The organism is Hyalangium sp. (assembly GCF_045802625.1).
Taxonomy (GTDB): domain Bacteria; phylum Myxococcota; class Myxococcia; order Myxococcales; family Myxococcaceae; genus Hyalangium.
Genome location: NZ_JBJMQP010000068.1, coordinates 1 through 16885 on the forward strand (window position 1 = coordinate 1; position 16885 = coordinate 16885).

General features: G+C 69.2%; 16 protein-coding genes. 11 read left to right on the forward strand and 5 right to left on the reverse strand.

Annotated features, from left to right (window positions below; genetic code table 11):
• The coding region (locus ACJ8AT_RS13600) for a diguanylate cyclase domain-containing protein (protein ID WP_407738136.1) at positions 1-606 on the forward strand (606 nt) is incomplete at its 5' end.
• On the opposite strand, the gene ACJ8AT_RS13605 is transcribed toward ACJ8AT_RS13600, so the two are convergent.
• The 4 genes from ACJ8AT_RS13605 to ACJ8AT_RS13620 form a co-directional block, all read right to left on the reverse strand.
• Positions 590-1510, reverse strand: a complete 921-nt coding sequence (locus ACJ8AT_RS13605) for a M23 family metallopeptidase (RefSeq protein WP_407738137.1) — start codon at positions 1508-1510, stop codon at positions 590-592. The two genes, ACJ8AT_RS13600 and ACJ8AT_RS13605, sit on opposite strands and share 17 nt — an antisense overlap.
• Positions 1511-1739: 229 nt before the next feature.
• Entirely contained in the window at positions 1740-2501 is a 762-nt protein-coding gene (locus ACJ8AT_RS13610; RefSeq protein WP_407738138.1) for a Stp1/IreP family PP2C-type Ser/Thr phosphatase, read from the reverse strand.
• A gap of 94 nt (positions 2502-2595) precedes the next feature.
• Complete coding sequence (recN, locus tag ACJ8AT_RS13615) at positions 2596-4338, reverse strand: DNA repair protein RecN (RefSeq protein WP_407738139.1); 1743 nt, start codon at positions 4336-4338, stop codon at positions 2596-2598.
• Positions 4339-4463: 125 nt separating this feature from the next.
• On the reverse strand, positions 4464-7742 hold the full coding sequence (locus ACJ8AT_RS13620; protein ID WP_407738140.1) for an SNF2-related protein: 3279 nt from the start codon (positions 7740-7742) through the stop codon (positions 4464-4466).
• Positions 7743-7886: 144 nt separating this feature from the next.
• On the opposite strand from ACJ8AT_RS13620, the gene ACJ8AT_RS13625 reads away from it, so the two are divergent.
• The 10 genes from ACJ8AT_RS13625 to ACJ8AT_RS13670 all read left to right on the forward strand — a co-directional run bounded on the left by ACJ8AT_RS13625 (position 7887) and on the right by ACJ8AT_RS13670 (position 16601).
• Complete coding sequence (locus tag ACJ8AT_RS13625; RefSeq protein ID WP_407738141.1) at positions 7887-8873, forward strand: 2-hydroxyacid dehydrogenase; 987 nt, start codon at positions 7887-7889, stop codon at positions 8871-8873.
• On the forward strand, positions 8870-9406 hold the full coding sequence (locus ACJ8AT_RS13630) for an adenine phosphoribosyltransferase (protein ID WP_407738142.1): 537 nt from the start codon (positions 8870-8872) through the stop codon (positions 9404-9406). Before ACJ8AT_RS13625 ends, ACJ8AT_RS13630 begins: the two co-directional genes overlap by 4 nt.
• A gap of 85 nt (positions 9407-9491) precedes the next feature.
• On the forward strand, positions 9492-10100 hold the full coding sequence (locus ACJ8AT_RS13635) for a TetR/AcrR family transcriptional regulator (protein ID WP_407738143.1): 609 nt from the start codon (positions 9492-9494) through the stop codon (positions 10098-10100).
• Entirely contained in the window at positions 10097-11308 is a 1212-nt protein-coding gene (locus ACJ8AT_RS13640) for an MFS transporter (RefSeq protein ID WP_407738144.1), read from the forward strand. The genes ACJ8AT_RS13635 and ACJ8AT_RS13640 overlap by 4 nt, the downstream gene beginning before the upstream one ends.
• Positions 11305-11799: a pantetheine-phosphate adenylyltransferase gene (coaD, locus tag ACJ8AT_RS13645; RefSeq protein ID WP_407738145.1), complete on the forward strand. Its 495-nt coding sequence runs from the start codon at positions 11305-11307 to the stop codon at positions 11797-11799. The genes ACJ8AT_RS13640 and coaD overlap by 4 nt, the downstream gene beginning before the upstream one ends.
• The gene (locus ACJ8AT_RS13650) at positions 11796-12542 is read left to right on the forward strand and encodes an MBL fold metallo-hydrolase (RefSeq protein ID WP_407738146.1); all 747 of its coding nucleotides are present in this window, start codon (positions 11796-11798) and stop codon (positions 12540-12542) included. The genes coaD and ACJ8AT_RS13650 overlap by 4 nt, the downstream gene beginning before the upstream one ends.
• A 52-nt stretch (positions 12543-12594) precedes the next feature.
• On the forward strand, positions 12595-13542 hold the full coding sequence (locus ACJ8AT_RS13655; protein ID WP_407738147.1) for an ABC transporter ATP-binding protein: 948 nt from the start codon (positions 12595-12597) through the stop codon (positions 13540-13542).
• Positions 13539-14573, forward strand: coding sequence for an ABC transporter permease (locus ACJ8AT_RS13660; protein WP_407738148.1), 1035 nt, complete (start codon positions 13539-13541; stop codon positions 14571-14573). The genes ACJ8AT_RS13655 and ACJ8AT_RS13660 overlap by 4 nt, the downstream gene beginning before the upstream one ends.
• Before the next feature lie 56 nt (positions 14574-14629).
• Entirely contained in the window at positions 14630-16228 is a 1599-nt protein-coding gene (locus ACJ8AT_RS13665; protein ID WP_407738149.1) for a bifunctional metallophosphatase/5'-nucleotidase, read from the forward strand.
• A gap of 169 nt (positions 16229-16397) precedes the next feature.
• Entirely contained in the window at positions 16398-16601 is a 204-nt protein-coding gene (locus ACJ8AT_RS13670) for a hypothetical protein (protein ID WP_407738150.1), read from the forward strand.
• On the opposite strand, the gene ACJ8AT_RS13675 is transcribed toward ACJ8AT_RS13670, so the two are convergent.
• Positions 16580-16885: YdcF family protein (locus ACJ8AT_RS13675; RefSeq protein WP_407738151.1), on the reverse strand; the 306-nt coding region annotated here is incomplete at its 5' end. The genes ACJ8AT_RS13670 and ACJ8AT_RS13675 overlap by 22 nt on opposite strands.

Here is a 16885-nt window from a genome sequence, read left to right on the forward strand (position 1 = left end):
CTGCTGGAGGCCGAGCGCGCTCGCCGAGGCCAGCCGGACAAGCTGGGCGCAACCCAGGCCCTCGCGCTCACCCAGGGCAGCCTGCTCAAGCAGGAGTTCGATCTGTCCACCCACGCGCACCATGACGGCTGGCGGGTGGGCGCCGTCATCGCGGACGTGCAGGGGATGATCACCGTCAACGCGCGCTTCGGCTTCGGCGTGGGAGACGCCGTGCTCAAGGCCACCGTGGACTCACTGGCCGCGCAGTACCCGGGCGCGAAGGTGGTCCGCATCCACCCGGACGCCTTCGCCGCGCTGCTCACGCCCACCTCCCAGCTCACGGTCCAACCCGAGCAGAAGGAGGCCACGCGCAAGCGGCTCGCCGAGGATGTGGCGAAGGTGCTCCCCGCGGGCACCGCCGCGCAGGACGTGCCCGCGCACACGGTGACGCTGCTGGAGTTCACCGTGGATCAGCCGTCCCACTGGCAGGTGCTGGGGCCGCTCTTGTGGGCCGAGCTGGAGCGGGCCCACGTCCTGGAGCGCCAGGAGCGGACGAAGGACGTCGTGCAGCGCAGGCGCATCCGCCTGGACGGCTTCGTCCCCGGTCCGGCTACTCCTCGAGGATGAACTTGCGCGGGTTCTGCGGGATGCCGTTCACCCGGACTTCATAGTGCAGGTGCGGACCCGTGGAGCGGCCCGTGTTGCCCACCGCCGCGATCAGCGCGCCCCGCTTGATGTGGTCCCCGGCCTTCACCATCAGCCGGGACAGGTGCCCGTAGCGCGTCTTGATGCCGTAGCCGTGGTCGATGACGATCACGTTGCCGTAGCCGCCCTCGAGGCCCGCGAACACCACCGTGCCGTCCGACGGCGAGTACACTTCCTTGCCGTGCGGCGCCGCGATGTCGAGGCCCTGATGCATCACTCGCTCGGCCGTGTACGGATCCAACCGCTGACCGAAGTCGCTCGTCACCCAGCCGCGCGCCGGCCAGATGGACGGCGTGGACGCCAGCAGCGACTTCTGATCCTGGAAGTACGCCTGCAGCTCCTGGAGGCTCTGCTCCTGCCGGGTGGCCTCCGCCGACAGCTTGTCCAGCCGCCCCATCAGCGCGTTGGGCGTCTCCTGGGTGGTCAGCTGCGTGAACTGGGTGTCCGAGTTGGTGGGCGTGGTGGTGCCCGGCTCGGACTCGGTGGGGCCCATGGCCAGGTTGCGCTGCGGATCCGACAGCAGGGTGATGGCGCGCAGCTTCTGGTCGAACCGCTCCACCCGGTCCAGCGTGGAGCCAATGTGCTCGATGCGCTCACGCACCGACTTGAGCTGGGTGCGCATCGTGAGGTTCTCCTCCCTCAGGATGCGGTTCTCCGCGGCGTCCTGCGCCACGCGGAAGTAGTGAAACGTGGCCCCCGCGGCCATCCCCACCATCAGAACCACTCCCACGCCGAGCTGCACGAGGAAGGATTTCTGGATGTGGAAGCGCTTGACCGGGGCGTTGTGGTCCGAGACCACAATGAGGGTGTAGGACTGTTTCGCCAAGCAACAACTCCCCTAAGTGCTCACTCTGTGGGCTCTACGGCGCACAAACCTAAGTCGTCGGCTTCCGCGCCACACCTCCCGCCCTCGCCCATCCCCTCGGCGTCCGTCAGTCAGCGGCATTTCGCCGGAACTGGAACAGTTTGCGCAGCTATCATCCACGTTTCCAAAGTGTCAAGGTGAACAGACTCTCCGTCACACCTGGAACGCTCCGCCTACAGGCGATGATCCATCACGCCTGCATTTGTACAACGATGACGGTGATGTTGTCGTCACCGCCCCGCTCATTGGCCATGTCGATGAGGCGCTTGGGCACGTCCTTGAAGTTGGGCGTGCTCTGCACGAGCTCATGGATCTCCTTGTCCTCGAGCATGTTGGCCAGGCCGTCCGAGCAGAGCAGGAAGACGTCATTGGGCTCGGAGATGACGCCCATCACGTCCACCTGGACCTCCTCCTCGAAGCCCACGGAGCGGGTGATGATGTTCTTGTAGCGGGAGTGCTTGGCCTCCTCGGGCGTGATCATCCCCGCTTTGATCTGCTCGTTGACGAGCGAGTGGTCCTCGCTGATCTGCTGGATCAGCTCTCCGCGGATCAGATAGGCGCGGCTGTCGCCCACGTGCGCGAAGAAGGCCTGATCATCCCTCACCACCAGGGAGATGACGGTGGTGCCCATGCCGGACAGGCGTGGGTCCTCCTGGGCGGCGGTGTAGATGGCCAGGCACGCCTTCTCCACGGCGCCGCGCAGCGCCTCGGGGATGAGGGCGTCCTGAAGGTTGGGCGTGGAGACGAACGGGTTGTCCCGGCTCTCCCGCGCTCGACGCAGCTCCTTGTCGATGGTCTCGACGGCGATGCGCGAGGCGGTGCCACCACCCGCGTGGCCGCCCATGCCGTCCGCCACGACGTAGAGCTGGAGCTCTTCGTCGACGAGGAAGCTGTCTTCGTTGTGGTTGCGCTTCCGACCGACGTCGGTGAGGCCCGCCGAGACGACCTTCATGTGAGGTGCCGCGCTCTGTCCTGCGGTTTTGGACACATTCCGATGCTATGTGACGACTTCGAGCGGAGCAAGGACGCGAATTTGCCGTCCCTTCTCAGGCGCTTTGCCGAAGCCGCCCCCTAGACCCACCACCAGGCGCCGGCTCGCGCCTGGGACGGGGGGTTGCCCCCAGGGACCGGTGGGCTGAACGCACCAGGGCCTCGGCCGCTCCCAGGGCCTCCCGGGTCACCTCCACGCCGGACAGCATCCGAGCCAGCTCCTGCGTCCGCTCGGCCCCCGCGGCCAGGGGCAGCACCTCGGAGACGGTGCGCTCTCCCTTGAGCCCCTTGCGGATGAGCAGGTGGGCGTCCGCATAGGCGGCCACCTGGGGAAGGTGGGTGATGCACAGCACCTGCCGGTGGCCGCTGACCTCCTTGATCATGCGCCCCACCACGTCCGCGATGGCCCCGCTCACCCCCGAGTCCGCCTCGTCCAGTACGTAACAGCCACACCCATCACTGTCGGCCAGGGCTCGCTTGAGGGCGAGCAGCAGCCGGCTGGCCTCACCGCCCGAGGCCACCTTCGCCAGAGGGCGCGGCGGCTCGCCGGGGTTGGCGCTGAAGAAGAACTCCACCTCGTCCAGGCCCTCGGGCCGGAGCATGCCGCCGGGCGTCACGCGCACCTCGAAGGCCGCCTTGCCCAGGGCCAGCCCCGCCAGCCCCTCCCGCACCTGGAGCGAGAACTCACCCGCACAGGCAGCACGAGCCCGCGACAGAGCTGTAGCACTCTCTCTCGCGCGCACCTCGGCCGAGTGCCGCTCCTTCGCGAGCTGCTCGAGGATCTCCTGCCGGTTCTCCAGGGTGGACAGCTCCGTCTCCAGCTCGCCGCGCTTCTGGAGCACCCCTTCCAAGGAGGTGCCGTGCTTGCGGCACAGCCGCTTGATGGCGTCCAGGCGCTCCTCGACCTCGCCCAGCCGGGCCGGATCCGACTCGAGCCCCTCCGAGTAGCGGTTCAGCCGGCGCTGGACCTCCTCCAGCTCCGCCATCGCCGTGCTCAGCGACTGGGCGATGGGCCCGAGCGTCGCATCACACCGCACCGCATCGTTGAGCAGCCCCATGGCCCGCCCCACCGTCTCCAGCGCGGAGCTCTCCTCGCCGGAGATGAGCAGCTCGGCCTCGGCGGACTGGCGCTTGAGCTTCTCCGCCCCGCCCAGCCGGCGACGCTCGACATCCAGCCTGGCGTCCTCTCCCGGCTCGGGGTCCAGGCGGTTGATCTCATCCAGCTGGAAGCGCAGGAACTCGGCGCGCTCGCGCACGCGGGCCTCGTCGCCGCCCAGCGACTCCATCCGCGCCTCCACCTCGCGCAGCGCCGCGTAGTGCTGGCCGTACACCCCGAGCGCCTCGCTCAGGTTGCCGTACTTGTCCAACAGCGTGCGGTGCAGGCTGGAGTCGAACAGGCTCACGTGCTCGTGCTGGCCGGCGATGTCCACCAGCCCCCGGGTGAGCCGGGCCAGGACGCCCACCGTCACCATCGAGCCGTTCACGTACGCCTTGCCGCGCCCGTTGCGCCCCACCACCCGGCGCACCAGCACCTCTTCACCCAGATCCGGGATGCCCAGCTCCTCCAGGCGCTCGCCCATGGCGGGGGTGCGCGCGAAGACGCCCTCCACCGAGGCCTCGTCGCGCCCCGCCCGGATGACATCCGCGTCCGCACGGCCGCCCAGCAGCAGCCCAAGTGCATCCACGAGGATGGACTTGCCTGCGCCGGTCTCGCCCGTGAGCACGGTCAAACCGGCCCCGAACCCCACCTCCACCTCTTCAATCACCGCCACGTTCGAAATCCGAAGTCCCAGCAGCACACGCCCTCCGATATCCGCTTGGAGCCCTGGCACTGAACACCCTAGCAGGTAATGAGGACACTGCACAGACGTTCCGTGCAAGCGCGTGCTTGCCGGGGGGGTGGGAGAGTGAGCGGTGCGACAGCTCAGAGCTCGGTGAACAGGTCCTGAATGTCCTCTTCCGTCAAGGACTTACCGAAGTCCCCATCGCCCCCGAGCACCCCCGCGGCCAGGTCCTTCTTCCGCTTCTGGAGCGAGAGGATCTTCTCCTCCACGGTGCCACGGGTAATGAGCTTGTAGCTGATGACGGCCCGCGTCTGTCCGATGCGGTGGGTTCGATCCGTGGCCTGGTCCTCGACGGCCGGGTTCCACCATGGATCGTAGTGGATGACGTAGTCGGCGGCCGTGAGGTTGAGGCCGGTGCCGCCCGCCTTGAGGCTGATGAAGAACAGCGGGGGGCCATCCGGACGGTTGAAGTCATCCACCTTGGCCATGCGGTCCTTGGTGCGCCCGTCCAGGTAGAGGTACTTCAGCCCGCGCTTGTCGGCCTCGTTCTTGAGCAGCTCCAGCATCTCGGTGAACTGGCTGAACACGAGCGCGCGGTGTCCCTCCGCCACCAGGTCATCCACGAGCTGGCCGAAGCGCTCCAGCTTGGCGCTGGAGGGCAAGAGCGTGTTGGGCGGCAGCTTGAGCAGGCGCGGATCGCAGCACACCTGCCGCAGCCGCATCAGCGCGGCGAGAATCGACACGCGGCTGCGCTTGAAGCCCACCTTCTCGATGCTCTCGTGGACCTTGCGGCGGCTCTCCTCGAGCACCTCGCGATAGAGCGCGGCCTGGCCGGGCTCCATCTCGCACCACGCGACGCTCTCCGTCTTCGGAGGCAAGTCGCTGGCCACCTCCGTCTTCAGCCGGCGCAGGATGAACGGCTGGATGCGGCGGCGCAGCCTGTCTCTCGCGCCCATGTCGTTGGCCACCTGGATGGGCTGCTCGTAGCGATCGCTGAAGCCCTCCGCGCTGCCGAGGAAGCCCGGCATGAGGAAGTCGAACAGGCTCCACAGCTCGCTGAGGCGGTTCTCCAGCGGCGTGCCCGTGAGGGCCAGGCGCGTGTCGCTCGGCAGCGACTTGCAGGCCTGCGCCGTGGCGCTGTCCGCGTTCTTGATGTTCTGCGCCTCGTCGAGGATGACGTAGCGGAAGCCCACCTGCGAGAGCTGCTCCAAGTCCCGCCGCACCAGGGCGTAGGACGTCAGCACCAGATCCACGTCCTTGAGGTCCTCGGCGCGCTCCTTGCGGTCCTGGCCGTGCCACACCATGGTCTTCAGCGCCGGAGTGAAGCGCTCGGCCTCGCGCTCCCAGTTGGCGAGCACGCTGGTGGGAGCCACCACGAGCGACGGCTTGTGGCCCTCCTCGTTGTTCACCTTTTGCAGCAGGCTCAAGGACTGGATCGTCTTTCCCAGACCCATGTCGTCCGCGAGGATGCCGGACAGGCCGTGCCGGTGCAGGAACCAGAGCCATGACAGGCCCGTCTCCTGGTAGTGGCGCAGGGTGGCGTTGAGCCCCTCGGGCATGGCCACCTTGGGCACGCCGTTGGTGTCGCGCAGCGCCATCATCGCCTGGCGCGCCTTGGCCTCTACCTCGGTGAACTCGCCCAGATCCGCGAGCAGATCCAGCGCCACCGCCTGGTGCAGCGGCAGCCGCGTGCGCGTGCGGCCCGGCATCGCGCCGGCTTCCTCCAGGATGTCCGCCACGCGCTTGAGCTCGGCGGGGTCCGCCTCCGCGAAGGAGCCGTCCTTGAGCGGCACGAAGCGTCGGCCAGACTCCAGCCACATGCGCACCGCGCCCAGGTCCACCGCCTGATCATCGGTGACGAACTCGGCGTCGAGATCGAACCAGTTCACCCCGCTCATCCCCACGCGGATGCGCGGGCGGAGCTTCGCGCGCAGGCGCACCTTGGGGGCCTGCACACCGAAGCGCTCCCAGGACTCCGGCAGCGAGCCGAGGCCGCGCGCCCAGAACTCCAGCGCCGCGTCTCCGCTGACCTCGTAGGCGTGGGACTGTCCCTCGTAGCGCAGGCCCAGCTCCGTGAGCTGCTTGCCGGCCGTGCGCTCCAGCTCCTCGCGGCGCCGGTAGAGCTTGCGGCTCTCGCTGCCCACGCCGCTGGCGTAGCCCAGATGGGTGGCGGTGGGAGACACCGGCACCGTCGTCTGCCCGTAGCGCGCCGCGAGCAGCACCTTCACCTTGTCCGGAGTGCCCTCCAGCGTGAGCACGAAGTGCGGCTCCACCGACTCGTCCACGTCGAGGTTGTCCGCCTTGAGCACCATGCGGAAGCGCGGCAGGTGCGCGGCGAAGAACGTCAGCACGCGATCGAGCTGCGCCGCCGGGAAGGACATGGTCGGCTCGAGCAGCCACTTGCGCAGCAGCCGGGGCGGGAAGTCCGGCTCCACCTGGTGCAGCGACTGGGCCTGGATGGCCCACGTGCGCCGGCCCGCCAGGAGGATCACATCCTTGAGCGGGTAGCCCACGCCATCGGGGAAGAGCAGCTCGATGCGCGCGGTGGCTCCGTCCGGCCGGGACTCGAGGTGGATCTGCGGACGCACCGGCGCGTCCGAGTACACCAGCTGCGTGCCTCGGTAGATGACCCGGCGCTGACGCAGCAGATCGAGGATCTCTCCCAGGTCCTCGTCAGAGAGGACGATGCGCGAGTCATACCGGTGCTCGTGCCTGGCGAGCACGAGGAACACGCGCTCGTCGGCCGGAGCGATGCGCGTGCCCGCCTGGAGCAGGCGCTTGACGTGCACGGGGCCCTTCATCTGGGCGTCCTGGCGGCGCACGTCCATCACCCAGTGGCGTCCGCCCGTGCCCGTGTTCGCGGGCGTCAAGCGATAGAGGAACTCGTAGTCCGGCTGCGAGGAGAGCCCCAGCCAGCTCTCCACCTTCGCCAGCGCCGGCAGGTTCACCGGATCCGCCGCGGGCGGGTACTCCGGGACGGCGACCTCCTCCTCAGGCTCGGCGGCTTCGGGAGAATCCGTGGGCTCGGCGGCCTCGACGGGCTTGCTCTCGACCGGCGGCGTGGCTGGCGCGGGCGCGGCGGCCGGCCTGGGAGGCGGACGGAAGCGCGCGGCATAGATGAGCGCCGCGGCCACCACGTGCTTGCAGTGCGGCCCGTAGGTGTTCCAGGAGGGGCACGAGCACCGGGAGGTGACCTTGCCGTCCTTGGGCTCGAGGGCGACCTCGTAGCGCTCGCCGGACGAGCCGGCGACCTGGGCGCGGATCAGATCTCCTTCGCGATGGAGGCCGAAGACGCGGCGGGTCTCCGCCACCTCGCGGCCTTTCTTGAAGGTGGTGGGCTGCACTTCGGCCTTCAGGGCGCGCAGCCACTGGCCGTCCTGCGGCGGGAGAGATTCTCGGGTGTCGACAGTCGATTGCACGGGTCGCAGAGGCCCCAGACGAGGGGAATCCCCCCGCATACCACAGAGATGGCTCGCCGCGTCGACGGGAAAACGAGTCCCGTTCAGCCAGGAGCAAACCGCACCCCCAGACAGCGCGCGGCTGTGAGAGCATGAACGCCTGTCATGGCGCCTCCCGTCCGCCCCCGTGTCCTCGTCACCCGCCAGCTCCCTGGAGAGGCCCTCGGCCGACTGAGCAGGCATGTGGAACTGCGCGTGTGGGAGGACGAGCTGCCTCCACCTCGCGAGGCCCTGCTGGAGCTCGTACACGGAGTGGACGGGATGATCACCCTGCTCACCGATCGGGTGGACGGGCCACTGCTCGCCGCGTCTCCCTCCCTCCGAGCCGTCAGCAACGTGGCGGTGGGGTACGACAATATCGACGTACTGGCATGTACGGCACGCCGCATCCCCGTGGGCAACACGCCCGGGGTGCTGACGGAGACCACGGCGGACTTCGCCTTCGCGATGCTGATGGGCCTGTCGCGCCGGGTGGCCGAGGCGGATGCATACGTGCGAGCGGGCCGCTGGCGCACGTGGTCCCCCACCCTGCTCTTGGGCTCGGACATCCATGGGGCGACGCTCGGGCTGGTGGGCCTGGGACAGATTGGTGCCGCGGTGGCTCGGCGCGCCCGGGGGTTCGGGATGCGCGTGCTGTACCTCAACCGCCATGCCCGCCCGGAGCTGGAGGCGGAGCTGGGGGTGCAGCGCGTGGACAAGGCCACCCTGCTGGCCGAGTCGGACTTCGTCAGCCTTCATGTTCCGCTCAACCCGGAGACGCGCCACTGGCTGGGCCGCGCCGAGCTGGCCGCGATGAAGCCCGGCGCGATGCTCATCAACACCGCGCGGGGCTCCGTGGTGGATCAGGCCGCGCTGGCCGAGGCGCTCGCCCAGGGGAAGCTGGGAGGCGCGGCGCTCGATGTCACGGATCCCGAGCCGCTGCCCATGGACAGCCCTCTGCTGAAGCTGCCGAATGTGCTCATCGCGCCGCACATCGCGAGCGCGAGCCATGCCACCCGAGGCCGCATGGCCTCCATGGCCGTGGACAACCTGCTGGCCGCGCTGGATGGCCGGCGACCTCCTCACTGCGTCAATCCGGAGCTCTTCCCATGATCGCTGACGTCTCCCTCGCCGATGAAGTCAAGGCGCGCCTGCGCGACGTCCAGGACTTCCCTCGTCCGGGCATCGTCTTCAAGGACATCACCCCACTGCTGGCCGATCCGGTGCTCTTTGGCCGCGTCATCAATGCGATGGCCGCGCCCTTCCGCGGCCAGCACGTCACGAAGGTCATCGGGGTGGAGGCTCGTGGCTTCATCCTCGGCGCGCCCGTGGCGCTCGCGCTCAACGCGGGCTTCGTCCCCGCGCGCAAGCCCGGGAAGCTGCCCCACCGCACCGTGGTCGAGCGCTACTCGCTCGAGTACGGCACCGACGGGCTGGAGATCCACCAGGACGCGGTCCTCCAGGGCGAGCGCGTGGTCATCGTGGATGATGTGCTGGCCACCGGCGGCACGGCCGAGGCCACGGCGAAGCTCGCCTCGAAGCTGGGCGGGGAGCTGATGGGCTTCAGCTTCCTGATGGTGCTCGGCTTCCTGGATGGCGCCAAGCGCCTGGGCGCCGACCGCGTGCGCAGCGTCATCACCCTGTAGGCCCTGCTCGCCCTCCGCGTGGCGTTGACACCCGCCCCAGGCCTGTTTATAAATTGGTCATACAACCAATAAACAGGAAGCCACCGTGGGCCGTCCATCGAACACCGAGGAGCGTCGTCAGCAGATCGTCGCGGGGCTGCTGCGTGTCATGGCCGAGCGCGGCTACGAGCGCGCTTCGGTGGCGGAGATCGCCAAGGCCGCGGGCCTGAGCCAGGGGCTGGTGCACTACCACTTCGAGGACAAGCAGGAGATCCTCCTGACGCTGGTGGAGCAGCTCTCGGCGCGAGTGCGTGAGCGGGTGGCGTCGCGGCTGGCGCGGGTGAGGGGGGCTGATGCGCGGGCGCGGGTGGATGCGTTCCTGGACTCCTTCCTGGCCACGGGAGCGGACGCGGATCCGGCCTCGGTGGCGAGCTGGGTCACCATCAGCGCGGAGGCCATCCGGCAGCCCGAGGTGCGCGCCATCTACGAGAAGGTGGTGCGGACGGACCTCGAACAGCTGGAGGAGCTGGTGGGCGCGGTGACGGGGAAGCGGCGGGCCCGAACCGTGGCCGCCGGGCTCTTCGCGGCGATCCAGGGCTACTTCGTGCTCGCCGCGTCGGTGCCGGGGCTGGTGCCTCCGGGCTCGGCGGCGAACACCTTGAAGCGCATGGCGGCGGGGCTGCTCGACGCCGCACAACCCTTGGAGGAGTCATGAAGACCTCGACGAAGATCGGTCTGCTGTCGAGCCTCTATCTCTCGCAGGGACTTCCCTACGGGTTCTTCACCCAGGCGCTGCCGGCGCTGCTGCGCAAGCAGGGCATGTCGCTGCCCGACATCGGCCTGACGAACCTGCTCGCGCTGCCGTGGGCGCTCAAGTTCCTCTGGTCGCCGCTCATGGACCGGTATGGCTCGGAGCGGCTCGGACGGCGGCGCGGATACATCCTGCCGCTGCAGTTCCTCGCGGCGGGCGTCCTGCTGCTCCTCGCGCTGCCGTCTGGCGGAGTGAGCACCCACTGGCTCCTGGGAGTCGTGCTGCTGGTCAACCTGCTGGCGGCGACCCAGGACGTGGCCACGGATGGGCTCGCGGTGAACATCCTCGAGGCTCGGGAGATGGGGCTCGGCAACGGGGTGCAGGTGGCGGGCTACCGGGTGGGGATGATCCTCGGGGGCGGGCTGATGCTCATCGTCTTCGACGCGGCGGGGTGGCGGCCCACCTTGCTGAGCCTCGGAGCCATGCTGCTGCTGGCCACGGTTCCCATCGCCCTGTACCGCGAGCCGCCTTCCGCGCCCCCGGCTCCCGAGAGCCTGGGGCTGACCTGGTGGCTCAAGCGTCCCAAGGCGGGCGGCTGGCTGCTGCTGCTCGTCATCTACAAGGCGGGCGAGGCGCTCGCGACGGGCATGCTGCGCACCTTCCTCGTGGACGCGGGGCTCAGCCTCACGGACCTGGGGTGGATGCTCGGAGGCGTGGGCTTCACCGCGGGGCTCGTGGGCGCGCTGGTGGGTGGGGCGCTCGTGAATCGGCTCGGGCACCGGCGCGCGTTGATCCTCTTCGGCATCACCCAGGCCGGGGCCGTGCTGCTCTACGCGCTCGCCGCGCGGGGCGCCTCCCTGGCCCTGCTCACGCTCGTCTGCGGCACCGAGCACCTCACGAGCGGCATGGCCACCGCGGCCCTCTTCACCGTGATGATGGTGGAGAGCCGACCCGAGTACGCCGGGACCGACTACACCGTGCAGGCCTCCATCGTCGTCATCGCCACGGGCTCGGCGGCGGCCATCAGCGGATTCACCGCGCAGGCGCTCGGCTACGAGGGGCACTTCCTCCTGGCCGCCGCGCTGTGCATGGTGGGCGCGGTCTACGTGCTGCTCGCCTTCCATCCGCCCCGGGCGTTCGCGCCTCGGGACACTCCGGAGGTGTCGTCATGACCATCGCCGTGTACGCCGGCAGCTTCGACCCGGTCACCGCGGGTCACCTCTCGGTCATCCGCCAGGCGGCGCGTCTCTTCGGCCACCTGGTGGTGGTGGTGGCCATCAACCCGAACAAGCGCACGCTGCTCAGCGTGGCGGAGCGGATGGAGCTGCTGCATGAGGCAGTGGCCCTCCACCCCAACGTCAGCGTGTCCAGCACGGAGGGACTCGTCGTCGAGTATGCGAGGGCCATCGGCGCCAGCGTCCTGCTGCGCGGGGTGCGCGGTGCCACCGATGCCCAGTTCGAGACGGAGCTGGCGCAGACCAATCGAGCGCTGGCGCCGGACCTCGCCACCCTCTTCCTCCCAGCAGAAGCCCACCTCGCGGAGGTGAGCAGCAGCGCCCTCAAGGAGCGGTTGGCGCGAGGAGAGGACATCTCGGCTTTCTGCCCGGCGCCCGTCGCTGCGAAGCTGCGCCAGCGCCTCTTCGAGCCCCGGAGCCAACCATGAACCTCTCGTTCGTCACCCTCGGCGTCGGCGATGCCTTCTCCGCCCTGCGCTACTCCTCGTGCCTCGCCGTGGAGGCCGAGGACCAGGTGCTGCTCATCGATTGCCCGCACCCCATCCGCAAGATGATGCGCGAGGCCTCCGAGTCCTCCGGCGTTCCGATCGACGTGGACCGTGTGGCCGGCGTTGCCCTCACGCACCTGCACGCCGACCACAGCTCGGGGCTGGAGGGCCTGGGCTACTTCTCCTTCTTCTTGCTGCACCAGAAGATGCCCCTGCTCGCCCATCCCGACGTGGCCCACCGGCTATGGGAGGGGCACCTCGCGGCCGGCATGGAGTGCCTCATCGAGAAGCATGGCGAGTCCCCGAAGCCCAAGCACTTCGAGGACTACTTCGTCCACACGCCGCTCTCCACCGAGTCCTCCGTCCGCTTCGGCCCCTTCTCCATCGAGTGCCGCCGCACCTATCACCACCTGCCCACCACCGCCCTGCGCATCCGCGCCGGTGGCAGGTGCCTGGGCTACAGCGCGGACACCGCCTTCGATGAAGGGCTCATCGCCTGGCTGGCCGAGGCGGAGCTCGTGGTGCACGAGACCAACTACGGCGTCCACACCCCGTACGCGAAGCTCGCCGCCCTGCCGGCCGAGCTGCGCGCTCGGATGCGGCTCATCCACTACCCGGATGACTTCGATCTCGCGGCCAGCGTCATCGAGCCGCTCGCCCAGGGGCGCCGCTACACGGTATGAGAGGGCATCCACCCCACGGCAGACCGTGAGGTGCCTTGGGAGATCGCATCCTTTGGAACCCTCGCCCGGACCTACTCCCGCCATCGAAGTGCGCGGACTCGTCAAACGCTTCGAGGACGTCGTGGCCGTCGCCGGCACCGACTTCGAGGTTCCCGCAGGCCAGTGCGTGGGGCTGCTCGGCCCCAACGGCGCGGGCAAGACGACCACGGTGGAGATCCTCGAAGGGTTGCAGCAGCCCACCTCGGGCGAGGTGCGGCTGCTCGGGCGAAGCTGGGCCCGGAACGCAGAGGAGATCCGCGAGCGCATCGGCATCGCGCTCCAGGAGACCCACTTCCACGATCGCCTCACCGTCGAGGAGACCGTGCGCCTGTTCCGTTCCTTCTACCCACGGGGGCTCTCGGTGGAGGAGGCCATCGCCCTGGTCAAGCTGGAGGAGAAGCGCGGGGCCTACGTCATGAAGCTGTCCGGAGGCCAGCGGCAGCGGCTGGCGCTCGCGGTGGCGCTCGCCGCGGATCCGGAGATCCTCTTCCTCGACGAGCCCACCACGGGCCTGGATCCCCAATCGCGGCGCGCCCTGTGGGACGTCATCGAGGCGCTCAAGGGCAAGGGCTGCACCGTCGTCCTCACGACCCATTACATGGAAGAGGCCCAGGTGCTCTGTGATCAGGTGATCATCATGGATCACGGCCGCATCGTGGCCCGAGGCTCGCCCGCCCAGCTCATCGCCTCCATCGGCGGCGAGCAGGTCATCGAGTTCGCCACCTCCCCCGCCCTCCCCGCCGGCGACTTCGCGAAGGTTCCCACGCTCGTGGCCTCGCGCCCCCGAGGCGAGGGGCACACCCTCTCCGTGAAGGAGTTGCACCGGGCCCTGCCAGCGCTGCTCACCATTGTGGGGGCGCGCAGCGCGCGCCTGGTGCACCTGTCCACCCGCCAGGCGACGCTCGATGACGTGTTCCTGGCCTTCACCGGCCGCAGCCTGCGCGAGGACGCTCAGCCATGAACTCCCAGCAGCCGCTGTGGCAGCTTGTGCTCTTCCGGATGCGAGGCTTTCTGCGTGAGCCCGCCGCCCTCTTCTGGGTCTTCGTCTTCCCGCTGCTCACGGCCCTGGCGCTCGGGATCGCCTTCCGCAACCGCCCCCTCCCCGAGCTGGCCGTGGCCGTCGTGGACGGGCCGGACGCCGCGCAGCTCGCCCCCTCCTTGGAGTCCGTGGAGGGCCTGACGGCCAAGCGCATGTCCGAGCCCGAGGCCCGCGACGCGCTGCGCCGTGGCCGGATCTCCCTGGTGCTCATCCCCGGCTCCCCGCCCGAGCTGATCACGGATCCCACGCAGGCGGATGGGCGCACCGCGCGGCTCATGGTGCTCGATACGCTCGAGCGGCTGAAGGGGCGCGAGGATCGTGTGGCGGTGCGCAACCAACAGGTGACGGCACCGGGCTCGCGCTACATCGACTTCCTCATCCCCGGGCTGCTCGGGTTCGCGCTGATGAGCTCCAGTCTGTGGGGGATCGGCTGGGCGCTGGTGGAGATGCGCACCGGCAAGCTCCTCAAGCGGCTGTCCGCCACCCCCATGAAGCGCAGCCACTTCCTGCTCTCCTTCATGCTCGGCCGGAACCTGCTCGCCGTGGCGGAGATCCTCTTCTTCGTCATCTTCGCGCGGCTGTTCTTCGACGTCCGGATGTTCGGCAGCGTGCTGTCCTTGATGATCCTGGGGCTCTGGGGCTCGACGTCCTTTGGAGGGCTCGCCCTCCTGATCTGCAGCCGGGCCGGCACCACCCAGACGGCCAGCGGGCTGATGAACCTCGTCACCATGCCGATGACCATGCTCTCCGGCGTGTTCTTCTCCGCGAGCAACTTCCCGGACTGGAGCCAGCCCCTCATCCAGTTCCTGCCCCTCACCGCCCTGAATGACGCCCTGCGCGCCATCATGCTGGACGGTGCCTCCCTGCTCGCCCTCTGGCCTCAGGTGCTGATACTGGGCGTGTGGGGCCTCATTCCCTTCTTGATCGCGGTACGCTACTTCAAGTGGATGTAGCGCGGCCCTCGGGAGGGTAAGGTCCGCGTCCCTTGGAGGAACCATCCTTGATCGCCGTGCGCCGCCCTCTCCCCCGCTGGTCGTCGCTGGTGCTGGCCCTGTGCCTCGGGCTCGGCTGCATCCCGAGCGCACAGACCGTGGCGCCGTCGGACACCGTCCGCATCACCCTGCTCCACCTCAACGACGTGTACCAGTTCACGCCCTTGGGCTTGGGGCATGTGGGCGGGCTCGCTCGCGTGGCCACGCTGCGCAAGCAGATCCTCGCGGAGTCGCCGAACACGTTGACGCTCTTCGCCGGGGACACCCTGGCGCCCTCGGTCGAGTCGACCAGCCAGCTGGGCGGCAAGCCGCTGCAGGGCCAGCAGATGATCGACGCGTGGAACGCCCTGGGCGTGGACTTCGCCGTGCCCGGCAACCACGAGTTCGACTTCGGGGATGAGGTGCTGCGCGAGCGCATCCGGGGCTCGCACTTCCCGTGGCTCGCCGCGAACATCTTCGACAACCACACGGGCCGCCCCTTCGAGGGGCTCCAGCCCTACAAGCTGCTGGAGGTGGCCGGGGTGAAGGTGGGCATCTTCGGGCTGCTGCTCCCGGAGACCGAGGTGTCCTCCAGCGTGTCCCAGGACACGAACATCCGGGACATCTGCTCGACGGCGAAGCCGGTCGTCTCGCGGCTGCGCTCGCAGGGCGCCACCGTCATCATCGCGCTCACCCACCTGGAGGTGGAGGACGACAAGGAGCTGGCCCACTGCGCGCCGGTGGACGTCATCGTCGGCGGGCACGAGCACGTCCACATCGAGGATCGCTCCACGGGAGTGCCCATCTTCAAGGTGGACGCGGATGCCACGGAGCTGGGCCGCGTCACGCTGGAGGTGGATGGGCGGACCGGCACGGTGAAGAAGGTGGATTGGAAGACGTATCCGGTGACGGACGCCATCCCGGACGATCCCGCCTTCGCCCAGGCCATGCAGAAGTACGCCCCGCTGATCGCCGAGCTGTCCGAGCGCGTCGGGAGCACGCCGGTGCCGCTCGATGCGCGCAAGCTGGCCATCCGCAGCCAGGAGACGAACCTGGGCTCGCTGGTGGCCGATGCGCTGCGCCAGGCCGCCGGCACCGACGTGGCCCTGGTCAACGGTGGCGCCATCCGCGGAGACACCCTCTTGCCCGCCGGAGAGCTCACCCGGCGCGAGATGCTCTCCATCTTCCCGTATCGGGATCAGCTCGTGCGGCTCCAGGTGACGGGCGCCGTCCTGCACTCCGCGCTGGAGAACGCGGTCAGCAAGAGCGAGGACATGGCGGATCCCCCGGGACGGTTCCTCCAGGTCTCCGGCCTGCGCTTCTCGTTCGATCCGAGCCGGCCCAAGGGCCAGCGCGTGCTCTGCGTCACGGTGGGCGGCAAGCCCCTGTCCCCAACGGCGACGTACAGCCTGGCCATGCCCAGCTTCATCGCGGGCGGCAAGGACGGCTACGAGATGTTCCGGGGCGTGCCCTTCACTCCCGCGCTCCCGGAAGGCCGCACGCCGCGAGATGTGCTGAGCGATGCCCTCCGCAGCGGCAAGCCTCCTCCGATGCCGAAGGGAGATGGGCGCATCCAGCGGCTGCAGGGCGGCAGCGCTCCGGGCGCGGAGTGCGCGCCGGCCTCTGCTTCGCTGTGAGCGCGGCCAGAGCCCCTCGCACGAGCTTGGAAGCCCGCTCAGCAGTGGCACCGAGTGTCCGGGCGAGCGCCACTCGTCCTCCTTGAGCTGTTCCCAACTGTGTCCGGCTGCCTCCTCAAGATGCCCCCGTGAGCACCTTCACTGGGATGCATCAGCCAGAGGCGTCGTCATGACAGAGCCAGAGAAGAAGTGGGACGCTGCCGAAGAATTCCCCGGCGAGCAGACGCCCAAGGAAGCCCCATCGGACCGCCCGGACACGGAGCCCTCCACCTCGGCAGGGAAGGCCCCGACGGCCCCCGCCGAACAGATCACCCGGTGCGCGACGGACACCATCGACGACGGCGATGGCTCCTACCTGGAGCCGCCAGACTGAGCGGCTTGCCGCTCCTCGGCTGCCCAACCTCGCAGGCGGTACACCCACCGCCCTGCCATCTCCCGCAGCACGTCCGAGCTGGCGCTCAGGTGATCGACCCGCGGCAGCCCGCTCGGAGGCCGCGTCCCAGAAGGCGCCCGGACATCCGCCACGAAGGTGTCCGGCCGGATTCCCAGCGCCGAGAAGCACCCATACGCCCTCGGCAGGTGCACCGCGCTCGTCACCAGCAGGAGCGTCTTCCACCCCTGCTGTTGGATGATCTGCTGTGAGCCCAGCGCGTTCTC